21 protein-coding genes and 1 tRNA gene are annotated in these 25,388 nt (G+C 68.0%); 8 read left to right on the forward strand and 14 right to left on the reverse strand.

Going from position 1 to position 25,388, the window contains the following annotated elements:
* Positions 1-638: 638 nt before the first annotated feature.
* Positions 639-711 (reverse strand) — tRNA-Thr (locus tag AC5WS7_RS12095).
* A 360-nt stretch (positions 712-1,071) separates the two neighbouring features.
* On the opposite strand from AC5WS7_RS12095, the gene AC5WS7_RS12100 reads away from it, so the two are divergent.
* Entirely contained in the window at positions 1,072-1,815 is a 744-nt protein-coding gene (locus AC5WS7_RS12100) for an SDR family NAD(P)-dependent oxidoreductase (protein WP_495955151.1), read from the forward strand.
* A 47-nt stretch (positions 1,816-1,862) separates the two neighbouring features.
* A complete protein-coding gene (locus AC5WS7_RS12105; protein WP_495954558.1) occupies positions 1,863-2,120 on the forward strand; it encodes a hypothetical protein in 258 nt (85 codons plus the stop codon).
* On the opposite strand, the gene AC5WS7_RS12110 is transcribed toward AC5WS7_RS12105, so the two are convergent.
* On the reverse strand, positions 2,117-3,145 hold the full coding sequence (locus AC5WS7_RS12110; protein ID WP_495954559.1) for a mechanosensitive ion channel family protein: 1,029 nt from the start codon (positions 3,143-3,145) through the stop codon (positions 2,117-2,119). The genes AC5WS7_RS12105 and AC5WS7_RS12110 overlap by 4 nt on opposite strands.
* 462 nt (positions 3,146-3,607) lie before the next feature.
* Between AC5WS7_RS12110 and AC5WS7_RS12115 the strand changes: the two genes are divergently transcribed.
* From AC5WS7_RS12115 to AC5WS7_RS12125, 3 genes are read left to right on the forward strand one after another with little or no spacing between them, the layout of a single operon-like run.
* Entirely contained in the window at positions 3,608-4,747 is a 1,140-nt protein-coding gene (locus AC5WS7_RS12115; RefSeq protein ID WP_495954560.1) for an acyl-CoA dehydrogenase family protein, read from the forward strand.
* Complete coding sequence (locus AC5WS7_RS12120; protein ID WP_495954561.1) at positions 4,747-6,192, forward strand: MFS transporter; 1,446 nt, start codon at positions 4,747-4,749, stop codon at positions 6,190-6,192. The genes AC5WS7_RS12115 and AC5WS7_RS12120 overlap by 1 nt, the downstream gene beginning before the upstream one ends.
* Before the next feature lie 3 nt (positions 6,193-6,195).
* Entirely contained in the window at positions 6,196-7,194 is a 999-nt protein-coding gene (locus tag AC5WS7_RS12125; protein WP_495954562.1) for an LLM class flavin-dependent oxidoreductase, read from the forward strand.
* Positions 7,195-7,208: 14 nt separating this feature from the next.
* Here the strand turns inward: AC5WS7_RS12125 and AC5WS7_RS12130 are convergent, their stop codons facing one another.
* On the reverse strand, positions 7,209-8,105 hold the full coding sequence (locus tag AC5WS7_RS12130) for an oxidoreductase (RefSeq protein ID WP_495954563.1): 897 nt from the start codon (positions 8,103-8,105) through the stop codon (positions 7,209-7,211).
* A 369-nt stretch (positions 8,106-8,474) separates the two neighbouring features.
* Between AC5WS7_RS12130 and AC5WS7_RS12135 the strand changes: the two genes are divergently transcribed.
* Together AC5WS7_RS12135 and AC5WS7_RS12140 are read left to right on the forward strand one after the other, a co-directional pair.
* Positions 8,475-8,621 (forward strand): hypothetical protein, encoded by a 147-nt coding sequence (locus tag AC5WS7_RS12135; protein ID WP_495954564.1) that lies wholly within the window; start codon positions 8,475-8,477, stop codon positions 8,619-8,621.
* A 22-nt stretch (positions 8,622-8,643) separates the two neighbouring features.
* Positions 8,644-9,993, forward strand: coding sequence for an alpha/beta hydrolase (locus AC5WS7_RS12140; RefSeq protein ID WP_495954565.1), 1,350 nt, complete (start codon positions 8,644-8,646; stop codon positions 9,991-9,993).
* Between the two features lie 148 nt (positions 9,994-10,141).
* On the opposite strand, the gene AC5WS7_RS12145 is transcribed toward AC5WS7_RS12140, so the two are convergent.
* The 4 genes from AC5WS7_RS12145 to AC5WS7_RS12160 form a co-directional block, all read right to left on the reverse strand.
* The gene (locus AC5WS7_RS12145; RefSeq protein WP_495954566.1) at positions 10,142-11,341 is read right to left on the reverse strand and encodes a DNA polymerase III subunit delta'; all 1,200 of its coding nucleotides are present in this window, start codon (positions 11,339-11,341) and stop codon (positions 10,142-10,144) included.
* A gap of 53 nt (positions 11,342-11,394) precedes the next feature.
* Positions 11,395-11,919, reverse strand: a complete 525-nt coding sequence (locus AC5WS7_RS12150; protein WP_495954567.1) for a mycothiol transferase — start codon at positions 11,917-11,919, stop codon at positions 11,395-11,397.
* 321 nt (positions 11,920-12,240) lie between these two features.
* Positions 12,241-15,132, reverse strand: a complete 2,892-nt coding sequence (gene topA / locus AC5WS7_RS12155) for a type I DNA topoisomerase (protein WP_495955152.1) — start codon at positions 15,130-15,132, stop codon at positions 12,241-12,243.
* Between the two features lie 405 nt (positions 15,133-15,537).
* Positions 15,538-15,744 (reverse strand): cold-shock protein, encoded by a 207-nt coding sequence (locus AC5WS7_RS12160; protein ID WP_011206895.1) that lies wholly within the window; start codon positions 15,742-15,744, stop codon positions 15,538-15,540.
* 498 nt (positions 15,745-16,242) lie between these two features.
* On the opposite strand from AC5WS7_RS12160, the gene AC5WS7_RS12165 reads away from it, so the two are divergent.
* Positions 16,243-18,567, forward strand: coding sequence for a DEAD/DEAH box helicase (locus tag AC5WS7_RS12165; protein ID WP_495954568.1), 2,325 nt, complete (start codon positions 16,243-16,245; stop codon positions 18,565-18,567).
* A gap of 304 nt (positions 18,568-18,871) precedes the next feature.
* Here AC5WS7_RS12165 and AC5WS7_RS12170 read toward each other — a convergent pair whose 3' ends face one another.
* The 7 genes from AC5WS7_RS12170 to ssd all read right to left on the reverse strand — a co-directional run bounded on the left by AC5WS7_RS12170 (position 18,872) and on the right by ssd (position 25,295).
* Positions 18,872-19,234 carry an Rv3654c family TadE-like protein gene (locus tag AC5WS7_RS12170; protein ID WP_495954569.1) on the reverse strand — a complete coding sequence of 121 codons (363 nt, stop codon included), beginning with the start codon at positions 19,232-19,234 and terminating at the stop codon, positions 18,872-18,874.
* Entirely contained in the window at positions 19,231-19,578 is a 348-nt protein-coding gene (locus AC5WS7_RS12175) for a TadE family type IV pilus minor pilin (protein WP_495955153.1), read from the reverse strand. The genes AC5WS7_RS12170 and AC5WS7_RS12175 overlap by 4 nt, the downstream gene beginning before the upstream one ends.
* 38 nt (positions 19,579-19,616) lie before the next feature.
* Positions 19,617-19,817: a DUF4244 domain-containing protein gene (locus AC5WS7_RS12180; RefSeq protein ID WP_495954570.1), complete on the reverse strand. Its 201-nt coding sequence runs from the start codon at positions 19,815-19,817 to the stop codon at positions 19,617-19,619.
* 123 nt (positions 19,818-19,940) lie between these two features.
* On the reverse strand, positions 19,941-20,534 hold the full coding sequence (locus tag AC5WS7_RS12185) for a type II secretion system F family protein (RefSeq protein ID WP_495954571.1): 594 nt from the start codon (positions 20,532-20,534) through the stop codon (positions 19,941-19,943).
* Positions 20,535-21,830: 1,296 nt separating this feature from the next.
* Complete coding sequence (locus AC5WS7_RS12190) at positions 21,831-22,628, reverse strand: type II secretion system F family protein (protein WP_495954572.1); 798 nt, start codon at positions 22,626-22,628, stop codon at positions 21,831-21,833.
* On the reverse strand, positions 22,625-23,812 hold the full coding sequence (locus AC5WS7_RS12195; protein WP_495954573.1) for a TadA family conjugal transfer-associated ATPase: 1,188 nt from the start codon (positions 23,810-23,812) through the stop codon (positions 22,625-22,627). Before AC5WS7_RS12195 ends, AC5WS7_RS12190 begins: the two co-directional genes overlap by 4 nt.
* 394 nt (positions 23,813-24,206) lie before the next feature.
* On the reverse strand, positions 24,207-25,295 hold the full coding sequence (gene ssd, locus AC5WS7_RS12200; RefSeq protein ID WP_495954574.1) for a septum site-determining protein Ssd: 1,089 nt from the start codon (positions 25,293-25,295) through the stop codon (positions 24,207-24,209).
* Positions 25,296-25,388 lie beyond the last annotated feature (93 nt).

Below are 25,388 nucleotides of genomic sequence, written 5' to 3' on the forward strand. Positions count from 1 at the left end.
CCGCGACAGGACTGCGCCGCAGTCGGATTCTCGGCCTGCTCTGGTCGGAGATTACTTTTCCGCTGGTCTGCAAGGTCCCACGCTCCAGATCAATGTCGGATCGTCGTCCTTATCGACCCGCACCAGACCTTCGCCCTCCACTCCGAAGAACCGCAAGCGAGTGATTGCCCTTCGGGCCTTCGCCGTCGAGATGCTGAAGGGGCGCAAAGCTACTCTGGCGGCACGTCGGCTGAAATCCCCGCCTTCCGCCGAGGTGAAAGTTCTGGACCTGGTATTTCCATCGGGCGTATGGACACTGCGCGATCCTCAAAACGTCGGTCACGAGTGACAGCGGGTACGCGATGCGCTCGGCATCCAGGACGACGTTACAGCGCACAGCGTCCGTGGTGCGGTCGCGACAATCCTGGACGATGCGGGCCTGTCGGCATGTGACGGCGGATGTGCTGATACATGTCGACCCGGCGATGACCCAACAGCGCTACATGGCACGCGGACAGGCGCACAGAGCGGCCGTCGATGCACTGGACCGCACTGTCAGCGGAGAGTCGTGACCTGCGGTCCGGAGGGAGTTAGTTGGAACTTCGACCGTCCGAGGTCAACATCATCGACGCTCAAACGGGCCCTACCAGGGAGAATTGAGCCGCCTGGGGGAATCGAACCCCCGACCTTTTCATTACGAGTGAAGCGCTCTACCGACTGAGCTAAGGCGGCGTACCTTTCGGCCGCCCGAGTCTATCGTCTCCGCCGTTGTATCGCGAAAACAGCAGGTCAGCGCAGCATGATCGGCAGATTGGGCGGCTGTCTCCGCGAATCGGCCATAGCGGTGGCGGAATGCCATGCGTGTTGAGGATTGCCTGGCCGAATGGGCGGCATCGTGCCGAATCCAGATGCACACAGCCTCGAGATGAGCAGCTTTGGGCTGGCGTTCTGGACTCCACGCCCGCCGAAAGCGACCATAACGACCAGATGAGAACCACCCGCTGCGCAGGCGGCAGCATAATCAGAAACGGAGATACCGTGTCCGATCTCGATCCGAGCGTTCCGTCCGGCGGACTCGCCGCGCAATTGGATATGACCGGCAAGGTCGCGGTCGTCACCGGCGGCAGCCGTGGCATCGGACGCGCCGTCGCGACCGAATTCGCAAGGGCCGGAGCCGATGTCGTCATCGCCAGCCGCAAGTTGGACAACTGCGAAGCGGCCGCGAGGGAAATCGAGGCCGCTACCGGGCGTCGCGCGCTGCCGGTCGGCTGCCACGTCGGCCGGTGGGAGGCCGCCGAGGCGCTTTTCGACGCCGTGTACGACGCCTTCGGGCGCTGCGACGTGCTGGTGAACAACGCGGGCATGTCGCCGGTCTACGATGACCTGTCCTCGGTCACCGAGGCACTCTACGACAAGGTCCACGCCGTCAACGCCCGCGGCCCGTTCCGCCTGTCGGCCCTGTTCGGGGCGCGCATGGCCCAGGGCGACGGCGGCTCGATCATCAACGTGACCACCGCCGGCACCCTGCGCCCCGGCGTGGAGGACCTCCCGTACGCGATGGCCAAGGCGGGGCTCAACGCACTCACCCTGGCTCTGGCCGGAGCGTGGGCGCCCAAGGTGCGCGCCAACCTCGTGCTTCCCGGAGCCTTCGACACCGACATCTCCAAGGCCTGGGGCCCCGAAGCGCAGGCCCGCGCCGCCGCGATGAATCCCATGCAACGCATCGGAGTTCCGCAGGACATCGCCGGGCTGTGCGTGTTCCTGGCCAGCCCGGCCGCCGGTTATATCAACGGCGCTCAGGTACTGGTCGACGGCGGCCTGTTCCGGACCCTCTGACCATCGACTTCGCCGGGGCCGTGACGATGCGCAAGGCGACCGGCGGTATGCGGGAACAAGTTTCGTTCATCGCCGGCGCGGGCCGGGGACGAACCCACGCGGTCCGGCAGGCCGGGGAAGGCGCGGACATCACCGCCGGCCATATCTGCGCGGACATCGAGTCCGATCCCTGTCCGATGGCCGGCTGGGAAGCTCGACCGGGACCGGAAAACTCATCGAGTAGGAAGGCCGGCGTCGCGGCCGAGGCGGACGTGCGCGACCGGGAGCAGCCCGCGACTGCTCTGGACGAACAGGACAGCGCCTAACGCTCCCGAGGCAGCGCGGTGGGTATCTCCCGAACCAGATAGAGCGTCAGCTGCTCGGCAACCTGCTCGCCGAGCCGGGTGGCCTGGTGCAGCGACGGCGCACTCACGGTGATCTTGATTTTCAAGCAGTCCCGGTCCGATTCGGCGATCACGAGCGAACCCTCTTCACCGTCCCACTGGTCGCTGGTTGCGAGGATGTCGTGCAGGCGGGAGCGAAGGGTTTCCAGGGGCGCCGCGTGGTCGACGTACAGGTAGCTGTCGACGTGTGCGCTGTTGTTCTTGCGGGTCCAGTTCTCGAACGGCTGGTTCACGAAATCCGTTACCGGAACGATCATTCGGCGGTTGTCCTGCATCCGGATGCTGATGTAGGTGAGCGTGATCTCCTCCACCACACCGTGTTTGCCGTTCACCTGGACCGTGTCGTCGATGCGGACGGAGTCGCCGAAGGCTATCTGCAGGCCGGCGATCATATTCGCCAGGGTGCTCTGCGCGGCGAGTCCGAACACCAGGCCCAGCAGCCCCGCCGAGGCGAACAGGCTCGTGGCCAGGGCGCGGGTGGACGGGAAGTCCAGCAGCGCGAAGATCAGCGTCGCCAGCCAGATCAAGGCCGAGGCGGCGCGCTGGAAAACGCCCAGCTGCGTCCGAATTCGGTTCAGGCGCTGATGATCATCACCCGTCGAGTGGGTGAACCGTACCGCCATCACGGCGATGAGCACGGCCGCCCCGCGGCTGGCCAGCCACCCGAACGACAGCAGTACCAGCAGTCCGAGCACAACGCCGATCCAGTGGTTGCCGTGCGTGAGAAGCTCCAGCACAGCGCCATACGTGCGAATCAGGACGAGAAACAGCACCACGACCGCGGGGCTGCGGCACGCATCGATCCGATTCCAGACCTCCGGTTCGGCGCCGCGCCGCGCCGAGAGCAACCTGACCAGGCGTTTCAGCAGAAACCAGGTGCCGACGGTCAATGCGACGATGATCGCGGCCGTAGCCGCCAGACTGATCCACGCTGCACGGTCTCCCATGGCGCACACGCTCCCCATCCAGCGAGCGTCACAGGACGCCAGCGACCGACCTAATCGACCTCAAATACCCTGTGTAACAGTAGAATACAATCTCCCGGATAGGAAGAGTTCACACCCGCCCGGACCGGTTTGTCGGCAATGAGACGAACGGCGACAGCGGTGAGCGCATCCGCACCACCATGCCGGCGCCGGCGAACAGCGCACCGGCATCCGACGCCGAAGGCCGGTCGAGGCCGACTACCCCCGTTCGAGCGGCCACTCGGGGCACATGACCGCTTCGACAGGCATCGGTCCATGAAGCGTCCACTCGCCCAGCGCTCACCCCCACTGGGAATATTCCATAAAACTATGACACATCATTCTATGGTATGTACCATCGAACTGTGGCATATTGAACCCGCCGGGGGAACACATCGAGCGCTGCCGCCCAGGTAGCACGGACGTTTTCGCGATGGAGAGCGGATGACCACATTCAGCACACCTCCCGCCGATGCCGGGGCCGTAGCGGTGCGAGAACTCTCCCGCGCCGCGCGGGCACACCGAGATTTCGGAGACAAATACGGAACGCTGCATCCGAAGGTGTGGCAGGAGTTGGAGGATTCCGCGCTGCCGCGGGCCGCGTTGCCGACACAGTTCGGCGGCCTCGAGTGGTCGGTGCCGCAGTTGTTGGACGCGGTCCACGAAGTGTCCGTCGCCGATCCCGCCGCCGGGTGGGTGGCCGCGATCAACGGTCCGGCCGGAGCCTTCCTGGCTCGCCTATCCCCTTCGGTCGCAGGCGATTTCGCCGGCCGTCGCCTGGTGATCGGCGGTTCCTCGATACCTGTCGGCACCGCCGTCCGGCACGGCACGCGAGTGCGGCTGCGCGGACGATGGCCGCTGGTCACCGGCGCGCCGTCGATAACCCTGGCAGCGCTCGCAGCTCCCGCCACCGAATCCGGCGGAGCCTCCGGCACCCGCTGGTGGCTGGTCCCGCCGGCCGCGTTTACCATCGAAAAAGACTGGGACGCACTGGGTTTGCGCGGTAGCGCGTCGTACACCATCGGCTGCGACACCGAGTTGCCGGCCGGACACAGCATCGATCTGACCGCGCCGCCGAATATCGACACCCCGATGTTCCGATACCCGCTTTACGGCCTGATGGCCGGGTGCATCGCGGAGGTCGCGCGGGCGACCGCCGACCGCGCACTCGCCGCGTTCACGAATCTGGCCGCCACCACCCGCACCCGCTACGGGGCCGCACCGCTGGCCGAGCAGCCGATCGCACAGGCGGCATACGCCCGCGCCCACGGGCGGGTGCAGGCCGCGGCGACGTTGCTCGACATCGCGACGAAGATCGCGTGGGCCAGCGCACAGGCCGGTGAGGTCCCCACCGAGCAAGTGGCGCTGCTGCGCTCGGCCTGCTGTCAGATGGTCGATACCGCGGAGGAGGTGTGCCGCGAACTGTTCGAAGCCGGTGGCTCCGCGGCCATCTACCGGCGCAACGGACTGGAAGGATGCTGGCGCGACACCGTGGTGATCTCCCGCCATGCCCTGGTCGCGCACCGCGGCCGGCAGCTCGTCGGCGCGCATCACCTCACCGCCACGGCGGCCAGGGATCTGTGATGGCGCGCCACGGGCCCACTCCAGCCACGCTCCCGCCCGCCCCGCCCCGGCATCCCGAACCGTCCGACTGGACGCTGGTCGCGCTGTGCCTCGGCTTCTCCCTGGTGACCTTCGACAACACCATCGTCACCGTGGGCCTGCCGCAGATGCAGCGGCAACTCGGCATCGGCGCCGACGTCGCGCTCTGGATCGTGGACGCCTACATGCTCGCCTTCACGGCCTTACTTCTCATCGGTGGTGCACTCGCCGACCGGTGGGGTGCCAGACGGGTCTACCTGACCGGAACAGTGCTGATCGCAGCGGGTTCGGCGGTGTGCGCGGTGGCCGGCTCCGGCGGACTGCTCATCGCCGGCCGGGCGTTGCAGGGTATCGGAGCGGCGGCGGTCATGCCCGGATCCCTGGCGTCGATCAAGTCCGGCTACATCGACGACGGGCGTCGGACTCGCGCGGTGGTCGTCTGGACCACCGCCGGGAGCGCCGCCGCGGTGGCGGGCCTCATATTCAGCGGCGCGCTCGTCTCCGCCTTCGGCTGGCGGAGTCTGTTCTGGGCGAACCTGGCCGTCGCCGTCCTCACGCTCGCCCTGTCCGGACCGTGCCTGCGTGCGACTCCGACCGTGCGCAATCGGCTGAACCTGTTGAGCCAAAGCGTATTTCTGGCCGCCCTGACGGCGTTCGTGGCCGGCGTGATCGAATGCGGAGCGGCGCAACCGAATACGGATTCGGTCACCGGTCCGGTGCTGATCGCGGCGGGACTGGCGCTCGCGGTGGGGTTCACGGCGGTCGAGCGCCGATATCCCCGGCCCGCGCTGCAGCTGTCACTGCTGGGTCGCCCGGACGCCCGCGCCGCCGCGACGGTGGCGTTCGTGGTCAATTTCGGTTTCTACGGACAGCTTTTCCTGACGGCCGGATTTCTCCAGCGGGTCGAGGGACTCTCGCCGCTGCGAACCAGTTTCGTGATCACGGTGGAGGCGATCGGTGCGGTGTTCGGCTCACCGTGCGGGGGTTGGATCGGCAAACGATCCTCGAACCGCACGGCCATGCTCACCGGACTGCTGGTGATCGCGGGCGGACTGCTCGTCATGGCGACCGGCATATGGACTCGCACGGTAGAGCTGACGGCCGGGTCGTCGTTCTTCGTGGGGCTCGGCGTCGACATCGCGATCGCCTCGGCGACAGCGAATATGCTGCGCGTCGCGTCCGCCGGACGCGCCGGGGCGGCCTCGGCTCTGCTCACGGTCTCCCGCCAAGTCGGCAGCGTGATCGGCGTCGCGGTGCTCGGTGTGGCCGGGGCGGCGACCGTTCCGTCCGCGGCCGGCTCGGCTCGCGCGCTGATCATCGCCGCACTGGGCTGTGTGCTGGCCGCATACCTCATCCGGCGGACAGGAATCACCGGATTCCACGGCCGATTCGGCGGCGAGCCCGCGACCTCCGCGACGAGCAGGTGAGAAGTGAAGATCTCGATCCGCGTCAACAACGATCTGCCCTATGACCAACTCCTGCAACTGGTTTCGGCCGCGGAAGCGGCAGGGGTGGACCAGGTCTGGGTATCGCACGATCTACTGCTGCGCTCCGCGCCCGTGCTGATGGGGGCCCTGGCCGCGAACACCGAGCGCATCCACCTCGGCATCGGCATCATGAATCCGTACACGGTGCACACCACCGAGATCGCGATGGTCGCGGCGACCGCGCAGGAGGTCTCCGGTGGCAGGTTCGCCCTCGGCGTGGGCGCGGGTGCGACCGACTTCCTCGGCTGGGCCGGACTTCAACGCAGGCGGCCGATGACGACAGTGCGGCAATCGGTGACGGCCTTGCGCGCACTGCTGGGCCACTCCGGTATATCCGACGACGATCTGCCGGACTGGTGGAGCGACTCGTCCTCGCTCCGCTTGCCTCCGACGAGTCCGGTGCCCGTATACGTCGGAGCGACTGGACCACAGATGCGCCGCCTGGCCGGCCGGATCGCCGACGGCGCGCTGCCCCTGCTGCCCTGTCCGGACCTGTTCGGCAGGATCAGCGCCGATATTCACCGCGGCCTGCGCGAGGCCGAGCGCGACCGCGCCGCATTCGATCTACCGGCGTGTATCTGGGTATCGGTCGGCGAACGTGACGCGGCGCGCCGGGCACTTGCCGAGAAACTCGCCTACTACGGCCAGTCCTTCTCCCCGGATCATCTGGCTCCTGCCGGTTTACGACCCGACGACTTTCACGAAGCTGGAAGATATGCTCGCACAGGGGATTTCGAGAATGCGGTGAAATTCGTCGATGACCGCATGATGCGCCTGGCCGTCGTCGGATCACCCGGGGAGGTGATCGAGGGATGTCTCGAGCTGCACCGACTCGGTGCCCGGCACATATCCTTCGGCCCGCCCCTGGGCCCCGATCCCCTTGCCGCACTGGCGGAATTGGGCCGTTCGGTCATTCCGGCCCTGCGTTCGGCGACGCCGTAGCCGACGGTAGGGAGTCAGCCCGGCCCGTCGCTCGCGGCGGCGAGCAACGGCACCACCAGATCGCTGATCGGCGTCGGGATTCCGTGGGCGCGGGCGCGACGCAGTACGACACCGTTGCGAGTGTCCCATTCCAGCGGCCGGCCGGCTTCACGGTCGGCGAGAATGGAGGTGCCCATGTCGGCCGGATAACTTCGGAAGCCGTCGATGATCTGCTGCGGCACCTCATCGCTCAGCGCCGCGCCCTCGGCTCGGGCGACGACCAGACACTCCCGCAGGTAGGCGAGGGCCAGTTCGGCGATATCGGTCCTGGCGAACATCCCGGACCGGCGACCTGTGAGGACCATCAATCCGGCGACCGCGTTCTGCAACAGCTTGCGCCACGCCACGGTCTCGAAGTCCGCGGCCAGGTCGACCGAGCACCGCGTGCCGCGCAGCGCTTCGACCACCACACGCGACGCCGATGTGTCCGGCAGGGTGAGCCGCGCTTCGCCGCGCAACCACACCGAACCGTCGGGCTGGGTCTCAGCTGGGAACCACACGACCGAGGGGATCACCCGCGCGCCGGAGACGTGCGGCGCGACAAGCGTCTTCTGCTCGACACCGTTCTGCAGCACACAGACCACGGTGTCAGCGCCGCACAATGCCTTCAACCACGGTGCCGCCGACTCGACCTGCGTCGACTTGACGGCGAGAAAGACGAGATCGACAGCGCCGTCGGCCTGCGCCGGGTCGGTCCGCACCGGCCCGGGCACGACGATGCCGCCTTCCGCCACCCGCAACTCGAGTCGTTCACGCGCGGTTCGGCCATAGACTCTCGCCGCACGGCCCACCTCGTACAACGCCGCCGTCACGGTCGTGCCGATCGCCCCCGGGCCCACGACCGCGATGATCGGATTCGCCGTCAACATCATCTCCCTCGAGTAGTCCCGGTCGCCTGCACAGCCGGACGAGCAAAACCTTGCGGCTCGGACAGGCTGCCTACCGAGCCTAGGCAACCCGCCCAACCTGCCCGGACTCGGCGCAACCGCGACAAGTGCGTCGGTACCAGCGCGCCACACGACCTCGGCAGGCGTGGCGTGTGGGTGACCGCCGGTGGCATACGAATCCGGCGCGGGTTACATTTCTGCGGAATGTCGCGAAAGGAGATCCGGTGCTCAAACGGCGCATGCTCGTCGCAGCCGTTGCGACACCGGGCGTGATCGTGTCATCGAACTGCACTACGGCACACGCCGATCCGGTTCGCACCGCGAATTCGCAGGTAGCGCCGCTGGCAGGCAGGCGTGCCCCTCGACCGGAATCGCAACACCTTCGCGCAGCGGGACGGAACCGTGCTCACCGTGGCCGGTCATCCGTTCCGGATCTCCGGTGCGAACGAATGCCGCACGCTGCGGCCGTCCGGCCCCGCTGACCCGCTGCCACACCTGTAGTTCATCGGAGTGAAGGAAACCCATGTCCCGGTTCAAGATTCGGTGTGCCGCGCTGCTCACCGGAATATGCGCGACGCTGTCCCTGGCCGGACCCGCGGTAGCCGCACCCGCCCCGAGCGGCGGATTGACGCTGCGCTCCGATATAGCGATCAACGCGCGCCTGCACGAGCTGGTGTTCACAACGCCCGACCTGAACGCTCCGACATATGTGAGAGTACTGCTGCCACAGGGCTATTCGGCCGCGCGGCGCTATCCGGTACTGCTGTTGCTCGAAGGCTGCTGCAACACCGCACCGCAGGCCCGCGACTGGACCGACCCGGCCAAGGGCAATGCCGAGGCGATCGTCGGCAACGCGCCGGTGATCGTCGTCATGCCCGATTCCGGTAAGGGCGGGTTCTACAGCGACTGGTACAACAACGGCCACGGCGGCAATCCGCGTTGGGAGAGCTACCACATCGGCCAGCTGCTGCCCTGGGTCGACGCGCACTACAGCACCGTGTCCGGACGTAGCGGGCACGCCGTCGCCGGTTTCTCCATGGGCGGATTCGGCGCGATGAGCTACGCCGCCCGGCATCCCGACCGATTCGTCTCCGCCGCATCGTTTTCCGGCGCGCTGGACTCCAACGATGCACAGGCCGTCACCACCGACGAGATGCTGGCCTACCTGGACAACCCCGTGCCGGGAAGTCTGTGGGGTCCACGCGCCACCCAGGAAATCCGTTGGCGCGCACACAATCCGTGGGATCTGGCGGCGAATCTGCGGGGTATGCATCTCGCGCTGTACACCGGCAACGGCAATCCCGGCCCCTTCGACAAGACGTACGACGCCACCGAGGGCAAGGACGTCCATCCTCAGAGCGTCAGCATGCACAACCGGCTCAACGCCCTCGGCATCGCCCACGAATGGCACGACTACGGCGGCGGATCACACACCTGGTCGTACTGGCGACGTGATCTGGCCCAGTACCTCCCCGGCCTCATGGCCACCTTCGCACGACCGCCCGCGCAGCCCGAGCCGTTCAGCTTCACCGCCGCGGAACCGCGCTTCGACGCATACGGATACCAGGTCACGGTGCACCGCGACAGCATGGCGTTCGCGACTCTCAGCGGCGTCAGCCGCAGCGGATTCACCTTGAGCGCGACCACTTCCGCAACGGTCGCCACCGCAACCCGCTACCGCGCCGGCACCGCCTACCAGGTCACGATCACCACTCCGCACGGCAGGCAGAACCAAACCCTGCCCGCCGCCCGCGACGGCCGCCTCACCATCACCGTCCCCCTGGGCGCCGTCTCCACCAACCAATCGGACATAGACGCCCTGGTCTCCCAGGGCACCGAAACGGCCACAGTATCGATATCCGAACACATCTGATCTGCCGCGTGATGCCGGCAGTCAGCAGCTGCGAGCGCGGCGGCGACCGTTACCGCCGCCCGGCCACGGCGAACCATTCGGCAAGCGGAACGCCCACTCCACCAAGGCATTACGGCATCCCAGCCGATCCGGCGGGAACCTCCGGCGGTCAGCGCGGGCGGGCGGCGATCAGAGTCGCGACCATCGCCGCCACGGCGAACCGCGGTTTGACATTGGTGTCGAGGGCTTCGCGGCAGTGCAGGACGGCCTCGATCGAGCGGAGCAGCCCCTCCGGCGGTACCTCGGTGGCGAGGTCGCGGATCTCCTCGCGCAGATCGGGATGGGTGAGGGTGACGGGGCCGGCGGGCCCGGTCAGGCGAACGGCCAGGGCGTCGCGGTAGAAGCCCGCCACGTCGATCAGGGCTCGGTCCAGCGAATCGCGGCTGGTGCGGGTGGCGCGGGATTTCTGGCGGCGTTCGAGATCCTTGAGCACCCCGGCCGAGCCGCGGGTCGCCGAGGCGGTGCCCTTGCCGGTGCCGCCGGCGCCGAGGGCCGTGGCCAACTCCTCGCGTTCACGTTCGTCACGGGTGGCGCTGACCTGTTTGGCCTCCTCCTCAGCGGATTTGACCAGCTCGTCGGCGGCCGCGTACGCGACGGCCGGACGCGCGGTCGCCGAAACCAACGCCAGGGCGCGCTTGCGGCGGCTTCTGGCCTCCTCGTCGGTGGCCAGGCGACGCGCCCGACCGACGTGCCCACCGCTGATCGAGGCCGCCCACCGCGCTGTCTCGGCATCCAGGCCGTCGCGCTCGCGCAGGACCTGGGCGATCGAGTCGACCGACGGGGTGACCAGATGCACATGCCGGCAACGCGAGCGGAGTGTGACCGAGATGTCCTCCGGGTCCACCGACGGCGCGCACAACAGGAACACCGTGCGCTCGGGGGGCTCCTCGACCACCTTGAGCAGCACATTTCCCGCCGCCTCGGTCAATCTGTCGGCATCCTCGACCAGCACCACCTGCCAACGCCCGGTACTGGGCCGGCGCGAGGCCACCTGCACGATCTCGCGCATCTCCTTGGTGCCGATGCTCAGCCCCTCGGGAATCACCCGGCGCACATCGCCGTGTGTCCCGGCCATGGTGGTGGTGCAGGCGTGACAGTGCCCGCAACCGGGCACCCCCGGATCGGTGCACTGCAGTGCGGCCGCGAAACACAGCGCGGCAACCGATCTGCCGGACCCGGGCGGCCCGGTGAACAGCCACGAATGCGTCATCGCCGAGGACGAGACCCCGCTGCGCGCGGCGACCGCGGCAGCGGTCAGTTCGGACTCGACCGCATCCTGGCCGACCAGCCGATCGAAGACACCCGCCACGGGATACACCCTAGCGGCCGGCACCGACAGCCTTCCCGGTCCACCCCGCGGCTTCAGCCCTTGCGCTGATACGTGGAATTCGCGCCGTCCAGCGCCTCCCGGATGATGTCGGCATGACCGCTGTGATGGGCGATCTCACGGAAGACGTGCAGCAGTGTGAAACGCACTGTCCACCAGACACGTTCGGGAACCCAGGGGGAGGTCGGCGTGGGAATCGAGGTGTCCAGGCTGTCCACCTCACGAATCACCCGAGCGGTGTTGTCCGCCACCGCGTCCCACTCCTTCAGCAGGCCCTCGACGGTCTCCTCGGGAGCCATCCGGTACTCCGAATCGAACTGCGACACATCGAGTTTCGAATTCTCGTCGCGGTCGACGACGATGCCCGTCCACAACCGTTCACAGTTCACCAGATGGTGCAGCAGCCCGCCGAGGGTCAACTCGCTGACGGTGCTGCGCTCGCGGGCCTGCGCATCATCGATGCCGCGCAGGGTGATTCGGAACAACTCACGCTGTTCCGCGAGCATCGCGATCAGATCTTCCCGTTCCTGATCGCGGCGCTCGGTCGAGGGTGCGGTCATCGGACGTCCTTCCGCCGAAGCATGCTGGGATGGGCGACACACTACGACAGAGCACCGACAGAAAACAGATACTTTCCGGCCGTCGAAGACACCGTTCACGCCCCGTCGCCGAATCTACCGCCTCCGGTCCGCTCCGAGGCTTGCGCGGCGCTGCGAGACTCGCCCTTGCAGCGAGGCTCCTTCCTCGCGCACGCGGCGCCGTTGAGCGGCGAGCCGTGCCGAAAAGCGTTGGCGTACCTGGATTTTGCCTATCGCCTCGCGGCCGGGTTCCGTGCGGGCAGCGTCGGTGGTCGCGTACTGGACGTCAACCGCCGTGCACCCTTACGACTTCGCCGAGGCCGCCTTACGCGCGGTGGTCTTCGCGGCGGTGGTCTTCGCTGCGGTGGTCTTCTTGGCCGCGGTCGTCTTCTCCGCAGTGGCGGTGGTCTTCTTCGCCGCGGTCTTCTTCGCGGCCGTCTTCTTGGCCGGGGCCTTCTTCGCCGCCGCCTTCTTGGTCGTCTTCTTGGCCGCCTTCTTCACCGGAGCCTTGGCCCGGCGATCGGCGAGCAGTTCCGAGGCCCGCTCATCGGTGATCGACTCGACCTCGTCACCCTTGCGCAGGCTGGCGTTGGTCTCGCCGTCGGTGACGTACGGCCCGAACCGGCCGTCCTTGATCACCATCGGCTTGCCGGTGGTGGAATCGTTGCCGAGCTCCCGCAGCGGTGCGGCGCTGGCGGCCTGCCGGCCGCGGCGCTTGGGCTCGGAATAGATCTTCAACGCCTCCTCGAGAGTCACCGAGAAGATCTGATCCTCGCTGGTCAGCGACCGTGAATCGGTGCCCTTCTTCAGATACGGGCCGTAACGACCGTTCTGCGCGGTGATCTCTTCACCGGATTCGGGATCCTTGCCCACCACCCGCGGCAGCGACAGCAGCAGCAGCGCGTCGTCGAGGGTGATCGTGGACAGATCCATCGATTTGAACAGCGATCCCGTGCGCGGTTTGGGCGCGTTGGCCTTCTTCGCCCCCTTCTTGGGCTCGCCGTCGTCCTCGGGTTCGGGCAGGATTTCGGTCACGTACGGGCCGAAACGTCCTTCCTTGGCCACGATCCGATGCCCCGTCTCGGGATCGACGCCGAGCGAACGTCCCTCCTGCGGGGTGGAGAACAGCTTCTCGGCCACCTCGGGGGTCAGCTCGTCCGGCGGCAGATCGTCCGGCAGGTTGGCTCGCTGCGAGACCGGATCGCCATCGGGATCGTCGGGATTGACCACCATGCGCTCGAGATACGGGCCGAACCGCCCGACCCGGACCACCACGTCACGGCCCTGGTCGTCGGCGAACATCTTGATCGAGTTGACCGAGCGGGCATCGATGTCGTCGAGCTGCCCGCCGACCATCTTCTTCAGGCCGCCGGTGCGCGCGATCGAATCCTCCGCACCGTGATCGCCGCCGAAATAGAAGCTGGACAACCAGTTTCCGCGCTGCTCGCGCCCACCGGCGATGGCGTCGAGGTCGTCCTCCATGGCCGCGGTGAAGTCGAAGTCGACCAGCCGGCCGAAATACGCCTCCAACAGCCCGATGACGGCGAACGCCACCCACGAGGGCACCAGCGCGTTACCACGTTTGTAGACGTATCCGCGATCGAGGATGGTCTTGATGATCGAGGCGTAGGTGGACGGGCGGCCGATGCCCAATTCCTCGAGCGCCTTGACCAGCGACGCCTCGTTGTAACGCGGCGGCGGATTGGTGGTGTGGCCCTCGGGAGTCAGCTCGGTCGCGGCGACCTCCTGCCCCTCGGTCAGCGCGGGCAGACGGGATTCGGCGTCGTCGGACTGACTGCCCGAATCCTCGTCGACGCTCTCCACGTACGCCTTGAGGAAACCCGCGAAGGTGATCGTGCGACCCGACGCGGAGAACACACAGGGAATACGGCCCTCGTCCAGGCCGGCGTGGCCGGTGATCCGGACGGTCAGCGTGGTGCCGCGGGCATCGGCCATCTGCGAGGCGACCGTGCGCTGCCAGATCAGCTCGTACAGCCTGAATTCGTCGTTGTCCAGGCGTGCGTGCAGCTGGCCGGGCGTGGCGAAGGTGTCGCCCGACGGGCGGATCGCCTCGTGCGCCTCCTGCGCGTTCTTGACCTTGCGGGTGTACTGGCGCGGAGTCGGGTGGACGTATTCCTGCCCGTACAACTGCGTGGCCTGCGCCCGCGCGGCCGCGATGGCCGAGTCCGACAACGTGGTCGAGTCGGTACGCATATAGGTGATGTAGCCGTTTTCGTAGAGCCGCTGCGCGACCCGCATCGTGCGCTCGGAGGTGAACCGCAGCTTGCGCGCGGCCTCCTGCTGCAACGTCGAGGTCATGAAGGGCGCGTACGGCCGGCGCGTATAGGGCTTCGACTCGACCGAGGTGACCTGGAAATCGGCGCCGTCCAGGGCCGCGGCGAGCCGGCGGGCGTATGCCTCGTCCAGCACCGTGACGCCATTGGCGGACTTGAGCTGCCCGTCGGAGCCGAAATCACGTCCGCCCGCGACCCGCGAACCGGCCACCGTGACCAGGCGAGCGCCGAAGGTCCGCGGATTGGCCGCGTCCGCCGCACCACCGCCGGCATCGAACTTCGCGGCGATATCCCAGTACTCCGCCGAGCGGAACGCCATGCGCTCGCGTTCACGCTGCACGACGATGCGGGTCGCCACGGACTGCACCCGGCCCGCCGACAGTCGCGGCATGACCTTCTTCCACAGCACCGGACTGACCTCGTAGCCGTACAGCCGGTCCAGGATGCGTCTGGTTTCCTGCGCGTCGACCAGGTCGTTGTCCAGCTCGCGGGTATCGGCCGCGGCCGCGCGGATGGCGGGCTCGGTGATCTCGTGGAACACCATGCGCCGCACCGGCACCTTGGGCTTGAGCGTCTCGAGCAGATGCCACGCGATCGCCTCGCCCTCGCGGTCGGGGTCGGTGGCGAGATAGAGTTCGTCGGCGTCCTTGAGCAGATTCTTCAGCTCGGAGACCTTGGCCTTCTTATCCGGGCTGACCACGTAGATGGGCTCGAAATCGTGATCGACGTCGACACCCAGACGCGCCCAGGCCTGGCCCTTGTATTTGGCGGGCACATCCGCCGCACCCCGCGGCAGATCCCGGATGTGGCCGACGGACGCCTCGACGACGTATCCGCGGCCGAGGTACGGCGCGATCTTACGAGCCTTGGTCGGTGACTCGACGATGACGAGACGACGCACCTGGCTGCCCGTATCGGACCCGGCCGTAGCGTTGGGCCCGGAGGCGGCAGCGCGCGTAACCACGGAGGGCACCGCGGAGGCCGCATCAGACGCTGCCTCGGAGTTCGGCGTTGCACCGCGGTCTCGTGTTGCCACCGGCGAACACACCTTTCCTGTCGACCCGCGCGGCGCGAGGAGGCGCTGCGCGCGGCTGGGGCAAGCGGAGGGAACCGATGTCCCCTGCCAGAGACGTTTATACCCTGTTCATCTGCTGTACCGGTGGCACGGCAGGTCCGCAGCACCTTTGGTACGGCGAGTTGAAAGCCCCGTTTTGCGGTCGAGTGTACTTGCCCGGAATATGACTCGTCCCCCACCGCCTTGGGGGGCGATGGGGGACGAGCTTTCCGTTTGAGTAAGTTCGCTTGCTCAGCTGAGCGCGCGGACTCCGGTGGCCTGCGGGCCCTTGGTGCCCTGGCCGACCTCGAATTCGACCTTCTGGTTCTCCTCGAGGGTGCGGAAGCCCGAACCCTGGATCTCGGAGTAGTGGACGAAGACGTCAGCGGAGCCGTCCTCGGGCGCGATGAAGCCGAACCCCTTCTCCGCGTTGAACCACTTCACAGTTCCCTGTGCCATTCTGTTCCTTCTCTTTCCATACCGGAACGGCGGACAAGGTAGGTTCGTCCACCGGGTCCGTTCCGACCGTTGTACTCTGTTCCCCCTGCAGGAAGCACCAAGCACACCGTTCGCAACATCGATCCTGCTGATGGTTTGGACCTTTGATCCGTTCCCTCGAACACAGAAGCTTGCGACCAGGAACCAGTGAACCATGTCTTCGAGCAATTCGACAGTCGGGTTACCGACAATTTGCAAAAAAGATGATCTTGCGAATGCGCAGGTAAGGGGCGCAATGCCCAAATCCGTACTCGAGGTAGGTTTGCTTCCGGATAACCGAGTGAGCGTCCGGCAAACGCGCTGTGACGCAGATCGCTACTCGGAAGTGAAAACGCTGGTGGGCCTCGCACGGCACACAGCTTTCGCACATTTGGCGTGTGTCGAGGACCCGAGTTGCTAGAACCGGCTCCCACGACCACCGCCACGGCGCCCGGAACCGAAGCGAGCTATGGGCGATCGTTGCTCAATCGTGTCCGAATCGGACTGCCAGACAGTTCCGATCGTCTCACCCATGTCACGGAATTACCGCCGCGTGCGGCGCAGATCACGGCCTGGCCGAGCTGGGTATCCGCGGACGTGATCGATGCGTTACGGAATTCCGGTGTCGTGGCGCCGTGGTCGCACCAAACCCGCACCGCCGATCTGGCCGCGACCGGAAAACATGTGGTGGTCTGCACCGGGACCGCGTCCGGTAAGTCCCTCGGCTATCAGCTGCCGGTGCTCACCGCATTGCGGGAGGACCCGCGGGCGACCGCGTTGTACATATCGCCGACCAAGGCTCTCGGGGCCGATCAGTTGCGGGCGATCGGCGAACTCACGCACGACGGCCCGCTGCGCGAGATCCATGCCGCGCCCTACGACGGCGATACCTCCGCGGAGATCCGGCAGTGGGTGCGGGCGAACGGGCGTTGGATCTTCACCAACCCGGACATGTTGCATCTGAGCGTGCTGCGCTCGCATCAGCGGTGGGCGCGGCTGCTGCGGCGGCTGCGTTACGTCGTCGTCGACGAATGCCATGCCTACCGAGGGATCTTCGGTTCGCACGTAGCACTGGTGCTGCGGCGGTTGCGCCGGCTCGCCGCCCACTACGGCGCCGATCCGGTGTTCATTCTGTGCTCGGCGACCACCGCCGATCCGGCCGCGGCCGCGTCGCGGCTGATCGGGGCACCGTGCGAGGCCGTCACCGAGGACGGGTCGCCGCGGGGTGCGCGCACGGTCGCGCTGTGGGAGCCGGCGCTACTCACCGCGGTGACCGGCGAGAACGGCGCGCCGGTGCGGCGGCCTGCCACCGCCGAGGCGGCGCGGATCATGACCGACCTGGTGGTCGAGGGTGCGCGCACGCTGACCTTCGTGCGTTCGCGGCGCTCCGCCGAGGTCGTTGCCATGGAAACCCGGCGCATGCTCACCGAGGTCGACCCCGATCTGGGGCGGCGGGTGGCCGCCTACCGGGCCGGATATCTCGCCGAGGATCGCCGCGAATTGGAGGCCGCGCTGGCGGACGGCACCCTGCTGGGGGCCGCGACTACAAACGCGCTCGAGCTGGGAGTCGACATCGCCGGGCTGGACGCCGTGGTCGTCGCGGGATTCCCGGGGACGGTCGCCTCGTTCTGGCAGCAGGCCGGGCGGGCCGGCCGGCGCGCGCAAGGATCACTGGTGATGCTCGTCGCCCGGGACGATCCGCTGGACACCTACCTCGTCCGGAACCCGGACGCGCTGCTGGGGCGGCCGGTGGAGGCGACGATCACCGATCCGCACAACCCGTACGTCCTCGAACCCCACCTGCTGTGCGCGGCGATTGAGAATCCGCTGACCGACGCCGAGGTGGACGAGTTCGGCGCGGCCGACCTGCTCGCGGGCCTGGCCGATCAGGGTCTCGTTCGGCGTCGGCAACCTGCGAAGGGGCCGGCGCGGTGGCATATGACCGCTGCTGTGCGGCCGCACGACGAGGTCGACGTGCGCGGCGGTATCGGCACGGCAGTGGCCATCGTCGACGAGCAGACCGGCCGCCTGCTCGGCACCACCGACGCGGGCCGCGCCCCGGCCACCCTGCATCCCGGCGCGGTACACCTGCACCAGGGCGAGACCTACGTGGTGGACGAGCTGGATCTCGACGGCGGCGTGGCCTTCGTCCATGCCGATCAACCCGGTTGGACGACCAGCGCCCGCGCGGTCACATCGATCGCGATCGACGAGATCGACGCGGAGCGCGCCCACGGCTCGGTGACCACGGCCCTGGCGCGCGTGCGGGTGAGCCGGCAGGTCGTCGGCTATCTGCGCACACTTCCCACCGGTGAGGTGCTCGACCTGGTGGAGCTGGACCTGCCGGAGCAGACGCTGCCCACCCGGGCCGTGCTGTACACAGTGACGCCGAGCCTGCTGGCCCGCGCCGGAATCGACCCGCGGCATGCGCCGGGTGCGCTGCATGCCGCCGAACACGCCGCGATCGGGATGCTGCCGCTGGTGGCCAGCTGTGACCGCTGGGATATCGGCGGAGTGTCCACGGCCGAACATCCCGACACCGGACTGCCGACCGTCTTCGTCCACGATGGGCACCCCGGTGGCGCGGGCTTCGCCGAGCGCGGCTTTCACCGGCTGCGCACTTGGCTGCGGGCCACACTGGCGGTGATCGAGTCGTGTGGCTGCCCGAGCGGCTGCCCGTCCTGTGTACAGTCGCCCAAGTGCGGCAACGGCAATCAGCCGTTGGACAAAGCGGGTGCCGCGGCCCTGCTGACCGCGGTCGTCGCCGAACTCCCCGATGATGACAACGACTCGCCCGTGTCGTGACGAGGTGGTCATCGATGCGATGCCGAGCCGCGACGTGAACGTCAGCTCGAACGATGCCGGGGCCGAGATCGGCGTCACATACGCCGGTTGCGGCGAATGAGCGATGTGAAACACGTCCGTGTTAACTGACCCGTTGCCGATTCCCCAAACAATCTGAAGTCGAATGACGTCAATGACACTTCATCAATCAATTGGAAATCGACGGATCGTAATTGTTCACATGTCCAAAACCCTCCTCTACGACATACGGCCGAACACAGATCGAGAACTTTCGCGCATTCTTTGAACACCAACCGCTCGGTATTCATTGCTCTTGTTCCTGCACCGGTCCCGCCCGCGCGACGGCTCGAACATCCGGAGTGCCGAGCGGCCCCAGCGATGCGGTGACCTCGGCGACCACCGTGACGTCCCATCCGGCGATCGTGCATGACCGCACCCGAACCCTCATGCGCTGTCCCAGATCACGGGCCCGCGAGCAGGCATCGGCCTCGGCCGTCAACGCACCGGCGGCTGCCAGGGCCCCGAGATCGGCTGCGGCCTGCGCCCGGTGTCGCGCCACGACCACCACTCCGACCTGCAGGAACAACAGCGTCGCGGCGAGCAGAGCGGTCAGGGCCAGACAGGCCGCCACGGTGGCCGCACCACGCTCGCTCCGCGGCGATGTCATCCGGACTCGCCTGGTTCGCGGACCGCGACCGCATCGGCGTGCAATCTGAGCATCGGCAGTAGCGGCACCCGCACGGAGACGGCGGCGACCACCTGATCGCCATCGCTACGGACGGACACCTGCGCCCCGGACGGGGCCACGCGCAGCGCCGCCGGTATTGCCTCGGCATCCGCGCCCCGCGCCGCCAATCGCGCCGCCTCCCGCGCGGCGTCGACACAGCGCACCTGCGCCGCGGCGGCCAGTAGCGTGCCGAGGCACAGTACGACCACGACGAGGAGAGCGGCCAGCGCGATGGCCGCCTCCACCGTCACCGCGCCCCGGTCGCCGGGCCCGGACCGCGGAATCCTTGCGGCCCTGCGTATCTCCCGTTCGCGGCCATCGCTCACACCGAGGTGCTGAGTGCCTTGTCGATGATCTTCGTCAGGGCGTTCACGATGGAATCGCCCGTGACCACCGTGTAGAGCACCGCGCCGAAGGCCGCGGCCGCCACGGTGCCGATCGCGTATTCCGCCGTGCTCATACCCTCCTCGGCGAGCAACGCCCGCAGCAGACGCGCACGCAACTCCAGCACTACCGATCGCATTGCTCCCCGCACCGATCTCCCCTTTCTCTCCCACCGGCACGGACGTTCCGTGCCGGAGTTCCCCTGCTTCCCAGGGCGATAGAGACCGCCCCGGCGGCCCGGCTGCCTTGCCCCGGGGCCGGTTCACAACCCGCCGCCGAGCACCCGCGTCGCCAGGCCGATGACGACCGGAACGATGCCCAGGCATACGAAGGCGGGCAGGAAGCACAGGCCCAGCGGGCCGCCGATCAGCACGCCCGCCCGCTCCGCGCGGGCCGCGGCGGCGTCCTCCACCGCTGCGCGGCACTGCCCGGCCAATTCGCCAACCGCATCGGCCAGACACGCACCCGACCGGGCCGAACGCGCGGCCAGCCGAGCCAACGCCTGGATATCGGCCGAGCCGGCCTCCCGGGCCACGCGCCGCCACGCATCGGGCTGGTCCGCACCCAATGCGAGCAGATCCGCCACCCGGTGCAGTGCCGTACCGAGTTCCGCCGGGGCGGTCGAGGCCACCGCGCGGGCCGCGACAGCAACCGGAAGGCCCGCCCGCAGACATGCGGCCAGCAGATCGAACGCCGCCGCGGTCCCGAACAGATCCTTGCCGACGGCACGCCCACGTCGTCGCGAAACCCGCTGCGCCCCACCGAATAACGCACGCCTTCGCAACACCGACGCCGCAGCGTCGCCGGGCACGCACACCAGGGCCACCGCCAACAGAACCAGACCCCAGACAACCATTACTCCGCCCTTCACGACGTATTCGAAAGCGCCACAGCACAGTTCCCTGAAACCTGCGATGCCCCGCAGCGCCGCCGACCGAACCGAGATCACCGATGAACATGCATTCCCTCCCTCGATCCTCAGGCCGGCTGGAACGCATGCCGCCACAACGACCGCGTTCTACGGTCACGTGCTGCCCGGCCAAGCGAGCCGACTCCCGCAGAGCGCCGGATCGCGAGCCCGCGTACGCCGTCGGGTACCTCCGCGAGCGGCTCGCCCCGCAGTACAAGATCACCGTCCCGGAGCTGATGACCCCGCAACGTGTGCCCTCGGCCGCGGCATCACACGCGGAACGCATCCGGCAACGTCGATCAACAGAGGCGGCGACAGCCGAGGGCATCGCGTGCGGCAGCACACGAACTCGTACGGCGCCCCGGATGGGCCGTGCCCCATCCGGACGGCGTGGGATGCTGCGCGACCGGGCCACCTGGCGAACAGTGCCCGCGAGCGCGTTTCGTTTCGGCCCTCTTCGTACGATCCTGAGTCCAAGCGCACGGCACCGAGCGATCCGCAGCGCAAACATTCGGCCGCCAGCGCGACCGAGCACAGCCCGCTTCAGCACACCCACAACCACCGCCAAGCCAGGCACACGGCATGGAGTGAAGCGCAGTCGAAACATCGGGCCGACAATGAGACCGAGCACAGTGCGCTTCCATGCTCTTCGAACCGGAAGTTCAAGCACACCGTACGGAACGAACCGCAGCGGAGATACCTGGCCGACAGCGTGGCCGAGCACAGCCCACTTCAGCACGCACACAACGATCGCCAGGCCAGGCACACGGCATGGAGTGAAGCGCAGCGGAAACGCCTGGACGACAAACTGACCGAGCACAGGCCGCTGCAACGCCCTTCGCACGGCCGGAAGTTCAGGCATGCAGTACGGAACGAACCGCGGCGGAAACATCTGGCCGCCAGCGCGACCGAGCACAGCCCACTTCAGCATTCTTCGAAGGGCCGCCAGGCTGGGCATACAGTGCGGAGTCAGGTGCAGCGGAAACGTATGGCCGACAACTAGGCCGAGCGCAGCTCGCTTGGGATTCCTTCGAACGACGTGAAGGTCGAGTGCACGGAATCGAGTGAAGTTCGACGGGAACGTCCGGCCGACAAGGTGACAGCGCGCAGTTCGCTTCAGCACTCTTCGGATAGCCGACGGTCCGTGTGCACAGTAGGGAGCGATCTGCAGCGTAAGTGACTGGCGGACAGAGTGTTCGGGTGTGGGCCGCCTCGGCTCGGCGAGGGTTGTCGCTGCGTGACTCATGAGGGTACCTGGGCTGTGATGGCGTCCGACCAGAGCAGGCCCGCGCAGATCAGTGCGGTGCCGAGCGGAAGCAGGACTGTGCCTGGACCGGAGCTCAGGAGGACGCGTAGCGGGGCGGCGTTCATCAGGTGACCCAGGGCTATGCCCAGGAGAGGAAGGGCGGAAAGTACTACGGCGCTCGCTCGCGCACCGGCCAGGGCCGCAGTGGTCTTGTCCCGAAAACGTATGCGACCGAGCAGGTCTGCTCGTGCGGCGGTGAGCAGGTCGGCCAAGGCAAGGCCGTGCTGGTCGGCCAACTGCCAGGCGTCGGCGATGCGGGCGAGTTCGGCGGCGATGACGGACTCGGGGTTCCGCAGTCCGGCTGCGGCCGATCCGCCGAGCCTGCTGCGGGCCGACCCGACGGCGAATGCCCGGGCCGCGACACCCTCGACCTCCCCGGCCGCGACCGCCGCGGCGGTGCTGGGATGCGTACCGACCCGCAGTTCGCCGATCACGGTCTCCAGACCTTCCAGCAGCGCATCGCATTCGGCTCGGTGCCGCTGGGCCGAGCGAGCCCGCCGACCGCGCATGCCGACCGTCACCGCCAGAAACGTGGCTGCGAGAAAGGGACCGATTCCGACCGCGGCCGCACCCGCGACACCGAGACACCCGCCGATTCGAAATAGACTGCGCGACGGGGTTTTTCGGGCCGGGCCGGACTCCTCGAACAGCGTGAGGTAGCGCCGGGCGCCCGCGGCGGGTGGCACCGCGAGTATCGCCGCCGCCAGACACCCCAGGGCGAGTGGCGGAGTCATCGAACGTCCCGTTCGTCGAGTATGCGGCGGAGCGATACCGCCGCCGGGGTGGGCGCCTCATCGGCGCGCCAGGCCGCTTCGATACGAACCCGGCCGTCCGGATCACGAACGACCAGGCCGATTTCACGCAACGCGCGAGCACCGTCGGTACGGCGATGCACATGCAGAATCACCTGAACGGCCGCGGCGAGTTGACTGTGCAGCGCGGCACTGCCCAACCCGCCCAGTGCCGCCAGAGCCTCGAGGCGAGCAGGCACCTCACGCGGCGAGTTGGCGTGCACGGTGCCCGCGCCCCCGTCGTGTCCGGTGTTGAGCGCGGTCAGCAGGTCGATCACCTCGGCGCCGCGCACCTCACCGATGACGATGCGGTCGGGGCGCATTCGCAATGCCTGCCGCACCAGATCGCGAACGGTCACCGCTCCGGCGCCCTCCACATTCGGCGGACGAGCCACCAGACGCACCACATGCGGATGCGGCGGCGCCAGTTCGGCCGCGTCCTCGACGCAGACGATGCGCTCGGCCGCGTCGACCTTGGCGAGCAGCCCCGACAACAACGTGGTTTTCCCGGCGCCGGTACCGCCCACCACCAGAAACGCCAGCCGCGCGCGAATGATGCGCTCCAGCAATTCCTTCGCCTCGGCCGGAACCGATCCGGAGGCGGCGAGCGCATCGAGCCCCTGACTCGCCGGACGCAGCACGCGCAGAGCCAGACAGGTGCCGCCCGGCGCTATCGAGGACAGCACCGCGTGCAACCGCACACCGAACGAATCACCCAGCACGCCGGTACCTTCGGGCAGCCGGCCGTCCACCCACGGCTGGGCGTCGTCGAGCCGGCGCCCCGCGGCCAGCGCGAGACGTTGCGCCAAACGCCGGACCGCGGCCTCGTCCTGGAACGCCACGGGCGCCCGCTGCAACCCGTGACCGCGATCCACCCACACCGAATCGGGTGCTGTCACCAGCACATCGGACACCCGCGGATCGTGCAGCAGCGGCTCCAGCACCCCCGCCCCGGTCATCTCGGTCTGCAACAACCGCAGGACCCGCAACAGATCCGTATCCCCGAGCACGCCGCCCGCCTCGGCCCGGATCGCCGCGGCTACCTGCGCCGGGTCAGGTTCACCTGACTCCACCGCCAGCCTCTCGCGCACTCGATCCAACAACTCGTCCGTCACCAGCGCACTCATCGCCCGCACCCCGCCTCGTCCCCGAATTCCCCAATAGCCCTGGTAAAGCCAGGTGCTACCCCGGCGGCGGCATTCCCCACAGCCGAATCCAGCAGTCCGGACCGTAGCCCTACGCCGACCGGACAATTTCGCGGCACAGCAGCGTCGAGGCCGCGAAACCTGTATTCTCTCAGTGCTTTTCGCGAATTCATCGATGTCGACCGTGCACCTGTCACCCGCTCCACGAACGTGCACCACACCGCACCGACTGCACTTGCATCTGCGAAGCCATCGGCACAGTCCACCCGGACGTCCCCCGCGCCCGCCGCGACCGGTCTGACCTCGATCAATGTGGATACGTGAATGCTCCTGGCATGGCGGTGTTTTCGCATCGACACGCACGCGCTTCCGAGAATCATCGATCATCTCCCGACAGGAGGGAGAGCACCGATTCGGCGGCTGCCCGCAGCGGTCCGCGCGGAGTGGTCAGGCCGGTGCGCTCGAGCTGGCCGGACAGATTCGGCTGGGCGCGAACCGCGGCCAGCAGCGGGATGCCGAGCGCTTCGGCGACCTCGTCGCCGTGCAGGCCGCCGGGCGCGGGTCCGCGAACAATCAATGCCTGATTGGGATTTCGACGGCGCACATGTGCCACCGCCGCGCGGGCGGCTGCGATCGATCGCAGCCGCGGTGTCGCCACGAGGACGACCAGGTCCGCGCCGTCGAGCATCTGATCGGCGTGCGGACCTCGCTCCCGGGAGATATCGCAGACGACCAGATCGCCCGCGGCACGGCCCGCGTCGAGCACCGCGCGCACCGCGCCGGGGCCGATCTCGGTGGGGTCGGCATCGGGTGCGACCCGGCCGCAGGCCAGCACGCGCAGACCCGGTGCGGCCGCGGGTAAGGCGTCGCGCAGGGTCGCGGCGGCCACCCGGCCGTCCTCGACGACCAGATCGGGCCAGCGCAGCCCCTCCTCGGATTCGATGCCCAGCAGCAGATCGAGACCGCCGCCGAACGGGTCGCCGTCGACCAGAATCGTGCCGGGACGAATGCGAATCGACGCCGCGGTCAAGGCGATGGCGCCGGCCAGGGTGGACGCGCCGGCACCGCCACCCGCACCCACGACCGCGACGACCGCACCTCCGCCCTCGGCGGAGGAGGCGGGTTCTGCGAACACCTCGATCAGCCGATCCGCCGCCGCGGGCAACCCGAGCACCAGTTCGGCGCCGCCGGCGATCGCGGCCTCCCATTGTTCGGCCCCGGGCTCCCCCTCGCTGACCAGGACGGTGCCGCCACGACGCGGGTATCCGGCCGCGGCGCACGCGTGCGCGGAGGCCGTGTCGAGAATCACGAGCGACGCCTCGGTCCAGGCGTACCTGCCGATCGGCATCGAATGCTCGGCCAGCTGCCGATCGGCCGCGGCCGCGATGCGGCGGACCTCCTCGCGCAGCCGATGTCCGGACACGAGCGTCAGGGCCGGAGGCTGCTCCGCTGTAACGGAATTCATGCAGGCCAGCCTCGCCCGGATGACGTCGTGTCACCAGAGCTGACCGCCCGGTTGTGGACAAGTCCGGGGGTGTGAGCAAAAACAGAACTCCGG

This window comes from Nocardia sp. PLKS1-43 (genome assembly GCF_059510335.1).